Origin of the sequence: Mesorhizobium sp. WSM3864 (assembly GCF_002294955.1) — a bacterium.
In the GTDB taxonomy this organism is placed as follows: domain Bacteria; phylum Pseudomonadota; class Alphaproteobacteria; order Rhizobiales; family Rhizobiaceae; genus Mesorhizobium.
Genome location: NZ_NSGD01000003.1, coordinates 318,373 through 333,816, shown reverse-complemented (window position 1 = coordinate 333,816; position 15,444 = coordinate 318,373). Strand labels below are relative to the sequence as shown.

General features: G+C 64.0%; 12 protein-coding genes. 3 read left to right on the top strand and 9 right to left on the bottom strand.

Annotated features, from left to right (window positions below; genetic code table 11):
* Positions 1 to 106: 106 nt before the first annotated feature.
* On the top strand, positions 107 to 1,561 hold the full coding sequence (locus tag CK215_RS09420) for a glutamate synthase subunit beta (protein ID WP_095830765.1): 1,455 nt from the start codon (positions 107 to 109) through the stop codon (positions 1,559 to 1,561).
* Positions 1,562 to 1,599: 38 nt separating this feature from the next.
* Here CK215_RS09420 and CK215_RS09415 read toward each other — a convergent pair whose 3' ends face one another.
* Positions 1,600 to 2,814: a DUF459 domain-containing protein gene (locus CK215_RS09415; protein ID WP_095777122.1), complete on the bottom strand. Its 1,215-nt coding sequence runs from the start codon at positions 2,812 to 2,814 to the stop codon at positions 1,600 to 1,602.
* Positions 2,815 to 2,930: 116 nt separating this feature from the next.
* Positions 2,931 to 4,151, bottom strand: coding sequence for a lytic murein transglycosylase (locus tag CK215_RS09410; RefSeq protein ID WP_095777123.1), 1,221 nt, complete (start codon positions 4,149 to 4,151; stop codon positions 2,931 to 2,933).
* A 224-nt stretch (positions 4,152 to 4,375) separates the two neighbouring features.
* On the opposite strand from CK215_RS09410, the gene galU reads away from it, so the two are divergent.
* A complete protein-coding gene (galU, locus tag CK215_RS09405; RefSeq protein WP_067002516.1) occupies positions 4,376 to 5,281 on the top strand; it encodes a UTP--glucose-1-phosphate uridylyltransferase GalU in 906 nt (301 codons plus the stop codon).
* 66 nt (positions 5,282 to 5,347) lie between these two features.
* Here galU and CK215_RS09400 read toward each other — a convergent pair whose 3' ends face one another.
* Positions 5,348 to 7,135, bottom strand: a complete 1,788-nt coding sequence (locus tag CK215_RS09400) for an outer membrane beta-barrel protein (RefSeq protein ID WP_095830863.1) — start codon at positions 7,133 to 7,135, stop codon at positions 5,348 to 5,350.
* A gap of 160 nt (positions 7,136 to 7,295) precedes the next feature.
* On the opposite strand from CK215_RS09400, the gene CK215_RS09395 reads away from it, so the two are divergent.
* Complete coding sequence (locus CK215_RS09395) at positions 7,296 to 8,297, top strand: KpsF/GutQ family sugar-phosphate isomerase (protein ID WP_067002758.1); 1,002 nt, start codon at positions 7,296 to 7,298, stop codon at positions 8,295 to 8,297.
* 65 nt (positions 8,298 to 8,362) lie between these two features.
* Here CK215_RS09395 and CK215_RS09390 read toward each other — a convergent pair whose 3' ends face one another.
* From CK215_RS09390 to CK215_RS09365, 6 genes are all read right to left on the bottom strand, one after another.
* A complete protein-coding gene (locus tag CK215_RS09390) occupies positions 8,363 to 8,827 on the bottom strand; it encodes an NfeD family protein (protein ID WP_095781118.1) in 465 nt (154 codons plus the stop codon).
* 28 nt (positions 8,828 to 8,855) lie between these two features.
* Entirely contained in the window at positions 8,856 to 9,806 is a 951-nt protein-coding gene (locus CK215_RS09385; protein ID WP_067002512.1) for an SPFH domain-containing protein, read from the bottom strand.
* A gap of 133 nt (positions 9,807 to 9,939) precedes the next feature.
* On the bottom strand, positions 9,940 to 11,004 hold the full coding sequence (gene hemH / locus CK215_RS09380; RefSeq protein ID WP_095830764.1) for a ferrochelatase: 1,065 nt from the start codon (positions 11,002 to 11,004) through the stop codon (positions 9,940 to 9,942).
* A 147-nt stretch (positions 11,005 to 11,151) separates the two neighbouring features.
* Positions 11,152 to 13,239 (bottom strand): 5'-nucleotidase C-terminal domain-containing protein, encoded by a 2,088-nt coding sequence (locus CK215_RS09375; RefSeq protein ID WP_095830763.1) that lies wholly within the window; start codon positions 13,237 to 13,239, stop codon positions 11,152 to 11,154.
* Between the two features lie 191 nt (positions 13,240 to 13,430).
* Positions 13,431 to 13,802 (bottom strand): hypothetical protein, encoded by a 372-nt coding sequence (locus tag CK215_RS09370; RefSeq protein ID WP_067002507.1) that lies wholly within the window; start codon positions 13,800 to 13,802, stop codon positions 13,431 to 13,433.
* A 189-nt stretch (positions 13,803 to 13,991) separates the two neighbouring features.
* The gene (locus tag CK215_RS09365) at positions 13,992 to 15,437 is read right to left on the bottom strand and encodes a homospermidine synthase (protein ID WP_095830762.1); all 1,446 of its coding nucleotides are present in this window, start codon (positions 15,435 to 15,437) and stop codon (positions 13,992 to 13,994) included.
* Positions 15,438 to 15,444 lie beyond the last annotated feature (7 nt).

Here is a 15,444-nt window from a genome sequence, read left to right as displayed (position 1 = left end):
ACAATCCTGACCTCGGACCAAGGTTGCCACGGCGGCCTTATGAGGTTAACGGGTGCGCCGACAAGCTAGGCTTGCGAGCGCGCCTTCGGACAGCAGGGACTGGACTATGGGCAAGGTAACAGGGTTTCTCGAAATCGACCGGCAGGTGCAGAAGTACCAGCCTGCCTCGGATCGCATCCGGCATTTCCGCGAATTCACGCTGGCGATGTCGGACAAGGAGGTCGAGAAACAGGCCGCGCGCTGCATGGATTGCGGTATCCCGTTCTGCCATGGACCGACCGGCTGCCCGATCCACAACCAGATCCCGGACTGGAACGACCTCGTCTACAATGGCGACTGGGACAGCGCCATCCGCAACCTGCATTCGACCAACAATTTCCCGGAGTTCACCGGCCGCATCTGCCCGGCGCCCTGCGAGGAAGCCTGCACGCTGAACCTCGAGGACATTCCGGTCGCCATCAAGACGGTCGAGCAGGCGATCGCCGACAAGGCCTATGAGACCGGCCACATCCGGCCCTACCCGCCGGAAAAGAAGACCGGCAAGCGGGTTGCCGTCATCGGCTCCGGGCCGGCCGGCATGGCTGCCGCCCAGCAGCTCGGCCGCGCCGGCCACGATGTGCATGTCTATGAGCGCGAGAGCCGGCCGGGCGGGCTGATGCGCTACGGCATTCCCGACTTCAAGATCGAGAAGCATTACATCGATCGCCGCATCGAGCAGATGCAGGGCGAGGGCGTGAGTTTCCATTGCGGCGTCAATGTCGGCGTCGACAAGCCGGTTGCCGAGCTCCTCGCCGAGCACGACGCCGTGCTCTATTGCGGCGGCTCGGAAACGCCGCGCCCGGCCAACATTCCGGGCGACGATCTCAGCGGTGTCTATGATGCCATGCCGTATCTCGTGCAGCAGAACCGCCGCGTCGGCGGCGAGCCGATCCAATCGGTGGCCTGGCCGTCACATCCGATCATCGCCGGCGGCCAGCATGTCGTCGTCGTCGGCGGCGGCGACACCGCGTCCGACTGCATCGGCACCGCCTTCCGGCAAGGCGCGGTGCGCGTGACGCAGCTCGACATCCGTCCGCAGCCGCCGGAGAAGGAAGACAAGCTCGCCGTTTGGCCTTACTGGGCGACGAAGATGCGCACGTCTTCCTCGCAGGCCGAGGGCGCGGAGCGCGAATTCCAGGTGGCGACCCTCGAATTCATCGGCGAGGACGGACAGCTGACCGGCGTCCGCTGCTGCGAGGTCGATGAAAAGCGCAAGCCGATCGCCGGCACCGAGTTCGTCATCCGCGCCGATCTCGCCTTCATCGCCATCGGCTTTGCCGGTCCGGCGAATGATGGGGTCATGAAGGAGCTGGACGGCGAGATGAAGGTGGTCACCGACAGCCGCCGCTCGCGGAACGTCGAGGCCGACGACCGCGACTACAGAACCAGCATAGACAGGCTCTATGCCGCGGGCGACGTCCGTCGCGGCCAGTCGCTGGTGGTGTGGGCGATCCGCGAAGGCCGCCAGGCAGCGCGCGCGATCGACGAGGCGCTGATGGGGTCTAGCGTACTCCCCCGCTGAGTCTACCTGCAGCCACGATGTGCTCTTCCGTTGCGGCCCTACCGACGCACCGCTGTCGAGGTCTCCGATGAAGCGGTCGGCGTCTTCGGCGGCCAGGAAAAATCGTCGGCTCGGCCGGGCGAGGCGACGGGCGCCTTGCCCTCGACGGTCAGCTTTTCGCCTGGAAGATTCGGATCGGCCTTGGCTGGCGGTGCGGCACCCAGCAGCTCGGTCCCGCCGTCGAGCGCGGGGTCGCTGAGCAGCATCGGCGCGGTGCGGTCGACGATGACAGGGGCCGCGGCAGGCTTCGACGCCTCGACCGGAGCGCCCGCCGGCGCGGAAACCGTGGTGACGCTTCCGGGTGCCGCCAGCCCGAGGATCTTGGCCAGCGGCTTTTCGGTGTAGAAGGCAAGCTTGCGCTTGCCGGCCTTGGTCACGTTGATGCCGTCGTCGGAGCGCAGGCGCACCGGCTGGCCGTTGATGTCCGGACCGGAGGTGACGAAGGCGCCGTTCTCGTCGACGAAGCCGTCCCAAACATCGACGAACTCGCCGCCATGGGTCTGTGCGGCTGAATGATAGATGTCGTTGAAGGCGAGCATGTCCGAGGTCATTTTTGCCGCCCCGAACGCCGGCATGCCGACCCACAGGAACGGCACCTTTGCATCTTGAATGGCCTTGCCCAGCGCATCGGTGCGGTGCTCATATTCCTTGGTCCAGTTCTCGGAGCGCGGCTGCTCGCGGACGTCGCCGACGCGCATCTGCTGGCGGTCGTTGGAGCCAAGCATGACCACCACGACGGACGGCTTCTCCGTCTCGATCAGAGACTTGATCTCGACTGGCCAATTGTAGAAATCGTCACGCACGAAGCCCGACGAGCCGTTGCTGCGCGAAACGATCCTGACCGCCGGATTGTCGGCAAAGGCGACCTCCAGACCCTCGGCGAGCCCACCCGCCAGGAAATCGCCGACTACCAGCACGACGCGCGCATCCGGCGCCTTTTCGACGACCGGCGCCTCCGGCTCGGCCGGCGGGCGCGGCTTGGGTTTTCTGGCCTTCGGCTTCGGCCTCACCGGCTGGACATTGGCAGGGGGTTCAATGCGCTCGCTGCGGCGCGGGAAAAGAAGATCGCGCAGCGACCAGCCGCGGTTTCCGTCTTCCTGCGCGAAAGCCGGGGAATGAAAGGCGCTTGAGCCGGCGACGGCAAGCACAGCGATGGCCAAGACGAGAATCGGCAGGCGGCGAACGATCAGCCAGACACGCGCGACCGTAACCAATGAAAGTCTCCCATCCTTGGCGCATGACAACGTAAAAAGCCGGCAAGTCATGCGCAGGCCGCAGCGCTACAGCATCCTTTCCGCTTTTGAAAGGATGCTTGACGCCATGGGCGGCTCTATTGCTTCCGGAGCCATTTCAGCACTTCCAGGCTCGGATAGCCATCCTGGCTCAAGCCTACCTTCGCCTGGTAGGCCATGATGGCAGCCTTCGACCCCTCGCCGATCTTGCCGTCGAACTTGCCGTCATAATAACCGTGCTCGGAAAGCCGCTTCTGCAGTTCCTGCCGTTGCTCGAAGCTGAGCTTGGTGAAAGGCCGCTGCCAGTCCTGCACCAGGCCGGTGCCACCGGCGATTTCGTCGGCGAGCAGGCCGACAGCCAAAGCATATTTGTCGGCATTGTTGTAAGCCTTGATGACCGAGAAATTCCTGATCATCAGGAAGGCCGGTCCGCCCCTGCCGTCCGGCACTTTGAGCGTCGCCTTGTCGCTCAGGTTCCTGAACGGCTTCCCGTTGGCCCTGGCGACCCCGAGCGCCTGCCACTGCGCCAGCGTCTTCGATCCGGCGGGCAGCTTGCCCGGCGGCAAGGTCACTTCATAGCCCCAGGTCTTGCCGGCCTGCCAGCCGTTCTTCCTGAGCAGGTTGGCGGCAGTCGCCAACGCGTCGGGTATCGAATTCCAGATGTCGCGCCGGCCATTGCCGTCCATGTCCACCGCGTAGTGCTGGTAGCTGGTCGGGATGAACTGGGTCTGACCCATCGCGCCCGCCCAGGAACCCATGAGATGGCTTTCGTCGATGTCGCCGGTCTGCAGGATCTTCAGCGCCGCGATCAGCTGGGTTCGGGCATATTTCGAGCGCTTCGGGTCGCCATAGGCAAGGGTCGCCAGCGAACGGATGACATTGCGCATGATGTCGTCGCGCTTGAGGATCTCGCCATAGTTCGATTCCATCGACCAGATGGCGAGAAGGATATGGCGATCGACACCGAACCGTGCCTCGATCCGATCCAGCCATGGCTTCCATTTGCGCGCCATTGCCTGACCATTGGTCACCGACTGGTCATGCACGCGGTTGTCGAAATAATCCCAGGCGGGGGCGGTGAATTCCGGCTGGGTGCGGGCCTTTTCCAGCACGACCGGGTCGGGCTCGATGCCCCTCATGGCCTTGTCGTAGACTGCGCCGGAAACGCCGCCCGAAACCGCGGTGGCACGAAAGCCCGCGACCCACTGGCGGAAACCCGCATCGGCGAAAGCGGGTCCGGCGGGCATCAGCAAGGCAAGCGTGAGGCTCGCGGCCGTCACAAATGCCGTCAGGCGCCTTGCGCTGTTGCGAACGGACATCCTTTTCCTCCTTCATCAAAATTAGGAAGGATCATTCAACGCCGAACCCGGTTAGTATTTAGTTTACCATAGGTGCCATTAGGAACGAAAAGAGAGGTCGGTGCTTTAACTTTCGATTTTCAGGCCAGCCGCTCGGGTAATTCAACATTCCGGCGCGAAAATGTTCGGGGGGATTGCGGAGCGGATGGCCGCGCGGATAATGGGCTTAGACGTATGGGTGGAGCATGAAGCGAGTTCGCAAGGCAGTTTTCCCGGTCGCCGGTCTCGGCACACGGTTTCTTCCGGCCACCAAGGCCATCCCGAAGGAGATGCTGACGGTCGTCGACCGGCCGGTCATTCAATATGTGGTCGACGAGGCGCGCGACGCCGGCATCGAGCATTTCATTTTCGTGACCGGGCGCAACAAGGCGGTCATCGAGGATCACTTCGACGTCCAGTTCGAGCTCTACGATACGCTCGCCCAGCGCGGGAAGGACGACCAGCTCGCCCGCCTGCAGCGGCTGCAGCCAGCGCCTGGCCAGACCAGCTTCACCCGCCAGCAGGTGCCGATGGGCCTTGGCCATGCCGTCTGGTGCGCGCGTGAACTGGTCGGTGACGAACCGTTCGCGCTGCTTTTGCCCGACATGATCATGCAGTCGGAAAAAAGCTGCATGAAGGATATGGTCGAACTCTATGCCGAGACCGGGAACAACATCATCGCCGTGCAGGAATGCGACCCGGCCGAGGCCCATAAATACGGCATCGTCGGCCGTGGCGAGGACACCCATCACGGTTTTCGCATCACCGGCATGGTGGAGAAGCCGAAGGCGGGCACGGCGCCCTCCAATCTCTTCATCAACGGGCGCTACATCCTGCAACCGGAGATTTTCGGCATCCTCGAAAGCCAGGAGCGCGGCGCCGGCAACGAGATCCAGCTGACGGATGCGATGCTGAAGCTGGAGAAGCAGCAGCCCTTCTACGGCTATCACTATAAGGGGCGCACCTTCGACTGCGGCTCGCCGGAAGGCTTCGTCGAGGCAAATGTCGCCTTCGCGCTCTGGCGCAGCGACATGAATGCGAGCATGGCCGGGGTCATCCGCACGCTGCTGGATGAGGTGCGGCCGGCGGAGCGGATCGGCGCCGCTTCCTAGGCGGTTAAGCGGCGTTGATCCTTCGGATCTCCGCGTCCGCGTCGCTGGCGCGAGGATCACGAAGTGTCAGCGCTGCACCTTCAGGCCGAGATAGACGCTGTTGGCGACATAGTCGCGACCGGGAAGGTTGCTGGTGAGCTTCTCCGTCCTGATTCTTGTGGTGAGGCCGGCATAGCGGTTCAGCCACCAGGTCAGGCCGGCCTCGGCGCTCAGGATCAGATCGTGGCCATCGGAGCCGGTGTAGTCGCGCCAATCGAGCCCCAGCGCTGTATTCGCCGTCAGGTTGGCGCGGACCTGCCGCTCGCCGGTGAGCCGGCCCGAATAGAGGAGGTCGCCGCTCTCGTTAGCGATGGTCGTGGTCTCGACCGTGGTTCTTCCGGTCAGCCCGATGATGGTGCCGCGCTCGGGCGACCATTTGAGGTCGGCGTTGACGTAGGGCCCCGCAATCGCCGGCAGACGGTCGTCGTCGATGCCTTCGCGCAGCCATCCGACGGAGAACTCGCCGGAGAGCTTCTCGCGCATGTCGAGCTCGAGGCCGGCGCGCGCGCCGAGCCGCGTCGAGGAGCGCTCGAAACCGTTGCTGTCGAGGCGCAGATCGTAGATCCGCCGGCCGGCTTCCACTTCAACGAATGGCGTCATGGCCGGTGAGACCTGATAGCCGGTACGCAAGGTCGCAGAGTAGAGTGTCGAGTCGCGATCCTTCAGCGACAAGACGGTGCCGTCCGAGAGCTTGGCGTCGCCATAGAAATCATGCGAGACCGCGCCGGTCAGCGCGTAGCGCATCTTGCCGACATCCTTCTCGATGCCGAGGCTGCCGTCGACGGTCTGCCGCAGCGGCTGTGAGGTGACGCCGGCAATCGCATCCGGCGAGGACGCCGATTCCGGCACCGCTTCATAGCCGAGCCTGGCGATGGCGCGCAGTTCATTGTCGAGGTCGACACTGAGCTGGCCTTCGATCCGGCCCTGCGCATCGTTGATCTTCTGGCCCGAAAGCGTGTTGCGAAAAAGGCCGTAGCCGTCGATGACGGCCGAATTCTCGCGCCAGTCGGAGGTGGCGGAGAAACGCAGCGCGGTTTCGGACAGCACAGCCGACCTGCCGCCGGCGCTGGCATCGGCATTGGAAGTCGCGGTGAGGCCTTGCTCGAGTGTCGGACGGAAGACGAAGGTGCCGAGCTTGATGCCGGGGGCGGCGAAGGGATCGTCCTCCAGCCTCACTTTCTGGCCCTCGATCGATCCTGTGCGCTCCGCGCCGGGATCGAGCTTCTGCCGGTCGACGCTGTCGATGGTGACGGCGCGGCGGTTCGCGCCGTCATCCTCGGTGGCCGCCGTTTCGGCCGGATCGCCGGTGGCGGCCTTGGCCGTGCTGTCGGCCGTCTGGCCAGGCTTCTTGTTGGCGTTTTTCTTGTCGGCCGCCTTGGCATCGCTTTTCGCCTTGGCACCCGCACTCTGCCTTGCAGTCGGAGGCGGGCGCGGCGCGGCCATTGTTTGATTGTCGGCGAAGGGGTCGTCGGTGACTCGCGGTTGGTTGAGGATGCTGCCCTCCGCGCCCCCGGTCTGGTCGTCGTCGGGCACCGCGCCTGGGCTTGCCGGCTCATAAGGGTTGGCGGGCGTCTGGTCCTCAGCCGTCTGGGTCGCTGGAACCGCTTGATCCAGCGATCCCTGCGGGCGCAACTGTCTCGCCTTGCGTTGCTGGTCGGCCAGGATTGCCGATTCGGAGACCTCGCCGCGCAACTCGGTTTCCTGCGAAAATGCCGGCACGGTGCGCAGCAAGGCGACAATGCTTGCCGTCAGCAAAAGCGCTGCAACGGCAATGCACTTCCGGCCCTTTTTCGTATCTGGCTCGCCGCCGAACATCATCACCACTGCTTGCGCGGCGCAGGCGCGCCATACTTACCGGACCGTAAATGCGGATGGTTAACGGAGGGTTGAAACAGGCCAAGGACCCTGTCCGCGACGCACGCGAGACGGGAATTCCGTTGGACAGGCGGGCGACATGGCGCTAATGGCATCTGCCATGCACGCGGGGTCCTCAGAAAGAAAGCAGCCGGACAGGCAGGCAGCGATTGAATCGGCGCTGAGAACGGTGGCGACGGAGCAGGCCGGCATGGCCGCGCTTGCAGCCGCTCTCGGCAACGGCTTGTCCGAACCGTTCGCTGCCGCAGTGGATGCCATCGCGCGGATCGAGGGCCGCGTCATCGTCACCGGCGTCGGCAAGAGCGGCCATATCGGCTCAAAGATCGCGGCGACGCTCGCCTCGACCGGCACGCCTGCCTTCTTCGTCCATCCGGCCGAGGCCAATCACGGCGATCTCGGCATGATCGCCAGGGACGACGCCATCATCGCCATGTCGTGGTCGGGCGAGAGCAAGGAACTGATGGGCATCGTCGCCTATTCCAGACGCTTTTCGATCCCGCTGATCGCCATCACCTCGGGCGAGAATTCGGCGCTGGCGCGCGCCGCCGACGTCGTGCTGTTGCTGCCGGCCGCGCCGGAGGCCTGTCCGCACGGGCTGGCGCCGACGACATCGGCGCTGCTGCAGCTGGTCATGGGCGATGCGCTGGCGATCGCGCTGCTCGAGGCGCGCGGCTTCACGCCGGACCATTTCCGCACCTTCCATCCCGGCGGTCAGCTCGGCGCCAATCTGATGCAACTGCGCGAGATCATGCATGTCGGCGAGCGGCTGCCGCTGGTGCCGTCGGGCACGGGAATGCGCGAAGCGATCGTCGAGCTGTCGCGCAAGGGTTTTGGCTGCGTGGCGATCACCGGCGCCGACGGTTCGCTGATCGGCATCATCACCGACGGCGACATCCGCCGCCACATTGCCGATGACCTTCTGTCGATGAACGTCGATGAGGTGATGACAAAGAAGCCGAAGACGGCTGCCCCCGACACGCTGGTGGCGACGGCGCTGCAGACGATCAATACATCGGCCATCACCAGTCTGATGGTGGTCGAGGCCGATCGCCCCGTGGGGCTAGTGCATCTGCACGATCTGCTGCGCATCGGCGCCGCTTGAGATGGGCGAGACTCAGGACACGCAGGCCTGATCCCAAGCGGCTTCAGAATAGGAAATCCGCAAACTCAGACGGCCTCCACCGTCAGCTCCAGATCGGTGTCGGCGGCGCCGGTCACACGCACCTGGGTGCCGACGGGCAGGTCCGGGCCGGAGACACGCCACAGCGTGTCGCCGAGGCGGATGCGGCCGCGGCCATTCTTGATGGGCTCGGCCAATGTCGCCGTGCGGCCGACCATCTGAGCGCCGCGGCGGTTGAGCAGCGGCTGGTCCGCATTGATGGCACGATCACCCACCAGCTTCTTGCCGACGAAGGCTGAGGCCAGGGAGAGCACGAGGAAGGCGAGCACCTGGAGCTGCCAAGTCCAGAAGGCAGCATCCCAAATCAGCAGCGAAACCGCGCCGATGATCAGCGCGGCGATGCCGATCCACAGCATGAACACGCCGGGCGCGACGATTTCCATCACCAGCAGCACGAATCCGAGGACCATCCAGTTCCACGGGCCGAGTTCCGATACGATGCGCTCGATCATTGACCTTCTCCCACCCAGATGGCGTGCCTCAATTGTCCGACGGTCGCACGAGCGGCGTGCGCGCGCCCTGACGTTGCGGGCCGGAAGGGCCGTCGGCCTTGAACACTTCGCGTGCGATCTCGCCGATGCCACCGAGCGAACCGATCAGCGATGAGGCTTCGAACGGCATGAGCACGATCTTGTTGTTGCTGGACGAGCCGATCCTGGCCAGCGCCTCGGTGTATTTCTGCGCGATGAAATAGTTGATCGCCTGCACGTCGCCCTTGGCGATGGCTTCCGACACCACCTGGGTCGCCTTGGCCTCCGCCTCGGCGGAACGCTCGCGCGCTTCGGCATCGCGGAAGGCGGCTTCCCTGCGGCCTTCGGCCTCGAGGATCTGCGACTGCTTCATGCCTTCGGCGGCCAGGATCTGGGCGCGCTTGTCGCGCTCGGCGATCATCTGGCGGCTCATCGAATCCACCAGATTGGCCGGCGGGTTGATGTCCTTGATCTCGACGCGGGTAATCTTGATGCCCCACGGGTGCGCGGCCTCATCGACGACGCGCAGCAACCGCTCGTTGATCGCATCGCGGTTGGACAGCAATTCGTCGAGGTCCATCGAGCCCATGACGGTACGGATGTTGGTCATGGTGAGGTTGAGGATGGCGTTCTGCAGCCCGGAGACCTGATAGGCGGCCTGCGGGGCATTCAACACCTGGTAGAAGGCGACGCCGTCGACGCCCACGATTGCATTGTCGCGGGTAATGATCTCCTGCGTCGGGACATCGAGCACCTGCTCCATCATGTTCATCTTGGCGCCTACGCGCTCGAAGATCGGATTGATGATGTTCAGGCCGGGCGTCAGCGTCTTGGTGTAGCGGCCGAAACGCTCCACCGTGTAGTTGTAGCCCTGCGGCACCGTTCTGATGCCTTTGAAAAGAAGGATGATGACGAGGAATACAAGAACAATGATGGCAATATCGAAACCGCTAAACCCCATTTCGTTTCTCCCTCAAAAGGCGGCGACCTCGCGGAATCACTTAAGTGTGTTTCCGAAGCGTTACAATCAGGTGATCGCGAATATTGGTTAGCGAAGGCTATTGCGAACCGGTTTCGCCGCCTATTATCGGACGTCAGACCCAGCCTGACAGTTCCCGCCGCACCAGCGCCTCGATCACCGCCATGCCCTCGGCGCTGTCGTTGAGGCAAGGGATGTGGGCGAAGTTCTTGCCGCCGGCATGGTGGAATGTCTCGGCGGCCTCGCGGCCGATTTCGTCCAGCGTCTCGATACAGTCGACGGAAAAACCTGGATTGACGACCGCGATCGATTTGACGCCGTCCTTCGCCAGCTTCTCGATAGTGACGTCGGTGTAGGGCTGCAGCCATTCCTGGGCGCCGAAGCGCGACTGGAAGGTGGTGATGAGCTTCTTCTCGTCCCAGCCGAGCCTTGCCCTGAGCAGCCTCGTCGTCTCGAGGCAATGCGCCTGGTAAGGGTCACCCTTGTCGGAATAGGGTTTTGGGATGCCGTGGTAGGAGGTGATCACCACCTCCGGCGCGAAATCGAGCGTCGCCAGGTTTTGCTCGATCGAACGGGCGAGGGCGTCGATATAGACTGGCTCGTCATAATAGGGCGGCACACTGCGGATGGCCGGCGCTTTCCTGATCTTCATCAGCGCCCGGAACAGCTGGTCGTTCGCCGTCGCCGTGGTCGTCGCCGAATATTGCGGATAGAGCGGAAAAGTGAGGATGCGCTCGCAGCCCTGCTCGACCAGCCGGCGGACGACGCTGCGGGTCGAGGGATTGCCGTAGCGCATGGCCCAGTCGACCACGACGGTTGGCAAGTCAGCAAGCGCAATGGCGAGCTTCTCCGCCTGCGAGCGGGTGAAGGTGCGCAACGGCGACTCGTTCTTCTCCCGGTTCCAGATCCTGGCGTAGTTGGCGCCGGACTTTTTCGGCCGCGTTGTGAGAACCAGCCCGTAGAGGATCGGATACCAGATCGCCTTGTTGAGCTCGATGACGCGCGGATCGGAGAGGAACTCTCTGAGATAGCGCCACATCGGCTTGAAATCGGTGCCGTCGGGCGTGCCGAGATTGATCAGCATGATGCCGATCTTGCCCGCCTTCGCCGGCGCGGCACCCGCCGGCGCCGGACCGGCGGTCTTGGCGGCTTTCGCATCGGCAGGATTGGCAAGCGTCATCGACGGTCTCCGGTTGTCGGTGCGAAAACTAGCGATGCCATGCCGGTTTTGGAATGCTGCGTCTGGACGCACCTTACCGCGTTTGCGTCTGAAAACGGAACACCCGTCCGGTCTCCCGGACGGGCGCCATGAACTTCCGGCGAAAGGTTACTTTGCGGCCGGCGGAATTGTCAGCGTTGCTCCGAGCGGCAGACGGCGCGGCCTGTAGTCCTTGTTGGCCTCGGAGATCAGCTTCCATTTGCTGCCGTCGCCATAGTTTTTCTTGGCCAGATCCCAATAGGTGTCGCCGGCGGCAACCACATGGCTGGTCTCTGGGCTGGCCTCCGGACCGGTCGCGGCCGGCTTGGCCTCGGCGGGCGCTGTTTCGGCCGGCTTGGCGGATTCGGTCGCAGGGGCGGCGGTCGCCGGCGCAGTCTCGGCAGGTTTTGCTGTCTCCGACGTTGCCGGTGCCGTCTCGGTCGGAACGGCCGGCGGCGTCCCGGCGATGTCGCCGGAATTGGACGGCAAAGCCGGCATGGCAGGCTCGGTGGCCGACGGCGCCGTCTCGGCCGGCTTCGCGGGTTGGGCGGCAGGCGGCGTCGTGGCGGTCTCGGCAGGTTTTGCCGGCTCCGCGGCCGCTGTCGTGGCGCCGGTCTCGGTGATGCGGCCGTCGAGCTTCGGTGTGTAGGGGCGGTGCGCGCCGAGATAGTCGGCCACCACCTGCTCCAGGCCCGGGCCGTAGTCATAGGCGTCCGTGGCCTTTTCGGCGAAGACCTTGTAGCCGTCGCCGCCCTGGCGGACGTAGTTGTTGGTGGCGACGAGATACTGCTTGTCCGGATTGATCGGCACCCAGGCGCCGTTCTCCATCACCTCGACCGATTTGACGCGGCCGGCATTGGGCGCGACCGACTTGTCGAAGGCATATTTCAAGCCGGCCACCTGCGGGAAGCGACCGGCGCCGTCCTCGACCTGGCTGACGCCGCTTTCGAGACCGGCGACCAGGTCCTTGCCGGAGATCTTGAAGGTCGCCAGCGTGTTCTGGAACGGCAGCACCGTCAGCACTTCGCCCATGGTCACGGTGCCCTGGTCGATCGAGGCGCGCAGTCCGCCGCCATTCGAGATGACGATCTCGACGCCCTGGCCCTTGACCCGATCGAGGACGGCGTCGGAGACGAGATTGCCCATTTCGCATTCGCGGGTGCGGCAGCTTTCACGACTGCCATCGATCGGCTTGGTGGTCTCCGCCACTTCCTTGTTCTTCAGCGCCTCGATCGGCGCGTCAAGCTCCTTGATGCGGGCGAGCACCGCCGGATCGGGCGTGATCGACTTGTCGAGAAAGATCGGGTCGCCGCTGGCCGACTTGACGACGCCGTTGTCGTCGAACACGACCTTGAATTCGCCGAGATATTTCGAATAGGACGCCGCCTGCACCACCGGCACCTTGTAGCCGTCGGGGTTGTCGACCATCGTCGGGTAGGGGCCTGCCGCCTTCGGATCGGTGTTCGACAAAAGCGTGTGGCTGTGGCCGCCGACCACCACGTCGACGCCGGGGATTTTCGCGATGACGTCGCGCTCGCGGTTGTAGCCGATATGGGTGACGGCGATGATCTTGTTGATGCCCTGCGCCTTCAGTTTCTCGACCTCGGCGGTGATCGACTTGACGTCGTCCGCGATGGCAATGTTGGGGCCGGGCGAGGCGAGTTCCGGAGTGTCGTTGGTGACGGCGCCGACGATGCCGATCTTCTGGCCGCCGACCTCGACCACGATGGACGGCTTGATCTTGCCGTGGGCGCCGGACTTGTCGTTGGGCACGACGTTGGCGCTGACCACCGGGAACTTCGCCTTGTCGAGGTAAGGCACAAGCGCGCTTTCGCCGTCGTCGAACTCATGGTTGCCGAGCGTCACCGCGTCGGGCTTGAGCTGATTGAGGAATTCCTCCTCCGCTGCTCCCTTGTAGGTGATGTAGAACAGCGATCCCTGGAAGCTGTCGCCTGCATTGAGCAGCAGCACGTTCTGACCTTGGAGCTTCTTGCGCTCCTGTGCGATCGCCGTGACCAGCCGGCCGGCGCCGCCAATGCACTCGCCTTTGGTCTCCTCCTCCGTGGAACATGTCGACTCGTATTTGTTGTTGCCTTCGATGCGGCTATGCCAATCGTTGAAATGCAGGATGTTCAGCGTGTAGTCGGCAAAAGACGCTCCGGCCGAGAGGCCAAGTGCTGATGCGGAAAGGGCGGCAATGGCGGCAAATTTCTTCATTCTCGTCTCCCGGATGAGCTGACTTGAAGTGCTTAAAGCCCTCGCTTGGCTGGAAGGTAACAGTCAGCTTCGGGTCATGTTCACATCGCGTTTTGGCCGATGCAAGCGGAAATCGGGAGGGGATTTTGCCGGCACAAAAAAGGACGGCGGCTCGCGCCGCCATCCCCAACAAAGTCGATCTATGTCTGCGCTCAGGCCCGGCGCGTCAGCACGAAATTCTGACCACTGGAGCTGGTGCAGTTGAGCTGGCTGGTGGAGACCATCAGGCAGTTGAAGCTGACCGGCGTCTGGCGGATCAGCGAGGTGCCGTGGATCTCGACCGAGGTCGCGCCGGTCATGGTGTAGCTGCCCTCGGACAGCTTCTGGCCGGTATCGGTTGCGACGGTGGTGAAGCTGCCGGCCGCGAAAGTCGAGAGGCCGGTGCCCTTGGCGTCGATCCAGTTGCCCTCGACGCCCTTGGGCGCCGCTGCGATCGGCTCCGAAGGGCCGGTGGTGGTGCAGGCGGCAGCGGCCAGAAGGCTTGCCGCGGCGCCTGCCGAAAGCAATTTGCGCGCAATGGTCATTTAAGAATCCTCTCCTCTCGCATCGGCCGGAAAATCGATCTCCGATCTTCGGAAAAGCACGATGCGTGCATTCAAAGTGCTAGAGCGTACTTTGTGCGTCCGACAGGACGCGCGTCGCTCTGGGCCGCCCGTCTTCAATCGCCCGATTTCCGGGCGATTGCAAGGTGGAGACGCGGGTAGGCTTGGCTGCTATCGCACCAGGATGTTGCGGAACTGCCACGGATCGTCCTTGTCCAGATCCTCTGGGAAAAGCCCCGGGCGATGGTCGAGCGGCGTCCAGTCGGTGTAGTAGCCCCTGACCGGCCCGAGATAGGGAAGCTGCACTTCCAGGCAGCGCCGGTAATCCATCTCGTCGGCTTCCACGATGCCGGCCATCGGATTTTCCAAGGCCCAGACCATGCCGGCGAGCACCGCCGAGGTGACCTGCAGGCCGGTGGCGTTCTGGTAAGGCGCCAGTTTGCGCGCCTCGGCCAGCGACAGCTGCGAGCCGTACCAATAGGCGTTCTTGGCATGGCCGTAGAGCAGCACGCCGAGCTCGTCGACGCCGTCGACCAGCTCGTTCTCGTCGAGCACGTGATGCACCGGTTGCGCCTTGCCGGCGGCGCCGAACATCTCGTGCAGCGACAGCACGGCATCGTTGCAGGGGTGATAGGCATAATGGCAGGTCGGGCGATACTGAACCTTGCCCTTCTTGCCGCGCACGGTGAAGAAGTCGGCGATCGAGATCGCCTCGTTGTGGGTCACCAGGAAGCCGTATTGCGGGCCGGGCGTCGGGCACCAGGAGCGCACGCGCGTGTTGGCGCCCGCCTGCTCCAGATAGATCGCCGCCTGCGAGCCGTGCTTGTGCTTCTTGCCGTTCTTCGGCATCCAGATCTCATGCGTGCCCCAGCCGAGCTCGGCCGGCTGCAGGCCTTCCGAGATGAAGCCCTCGACCGACCAGGTGTTCCAGAATACATCCATCGGCTTCGGCTTCTTGGTGCGCTGGGTATCGCGCTCGGCGATGTGGATGCCCTTGACTCCGGCCTTCTTCATCAGCTTCGCCCAGCCCTCGCGGTCGTGCTCCGCCGGGACCACAAACTCGAGCCCGAGATCGGTGGCGAGGTTGACCAGTGCCTGCTTGACGAACCAGGAGACCATGCCAGGATTGGCGCCGCAGCAGGAGATCGCCGTAGTGCCGCCGGGAGCCTTCTCCTTCTCCTGGCGCACGCTCTCGCGCAGCGCGTAATTGGTGCGCGAGGCATTGTCGGCCTTGTCGTCGAAATAGAAGCCGAGCCACGGCTCGACCACCGTATCGATATAGAGCACGCCGAGCTTGCGGCAGAGCTTCATCAACTCGAGCGAGGAGGTGTCGACCGACAGGTTGACGCACATGCCCTGACCGCTGCCGTTGGTGAGAAGCGGGGTCAGAAGCTTCTTGTAGTTCTTCCTGGTCACCGCGTCCTGGACGAAGGCGATGCCGCGCTCGTCGAGCAGCATGCGGTCACTGTCGCGCGGGTCGATGACCACCATGCGCGACTTGTCGAACTTGAAATGGCGTTCGATCAGCGGCAGCGTTCCCCGTCCGATCGAGCCGAAGCCGATCATCACGACAGGGCCGGTGATTTCACCGTAAACGGGCCAGTTCTCGTTCGCCATTTTTTCG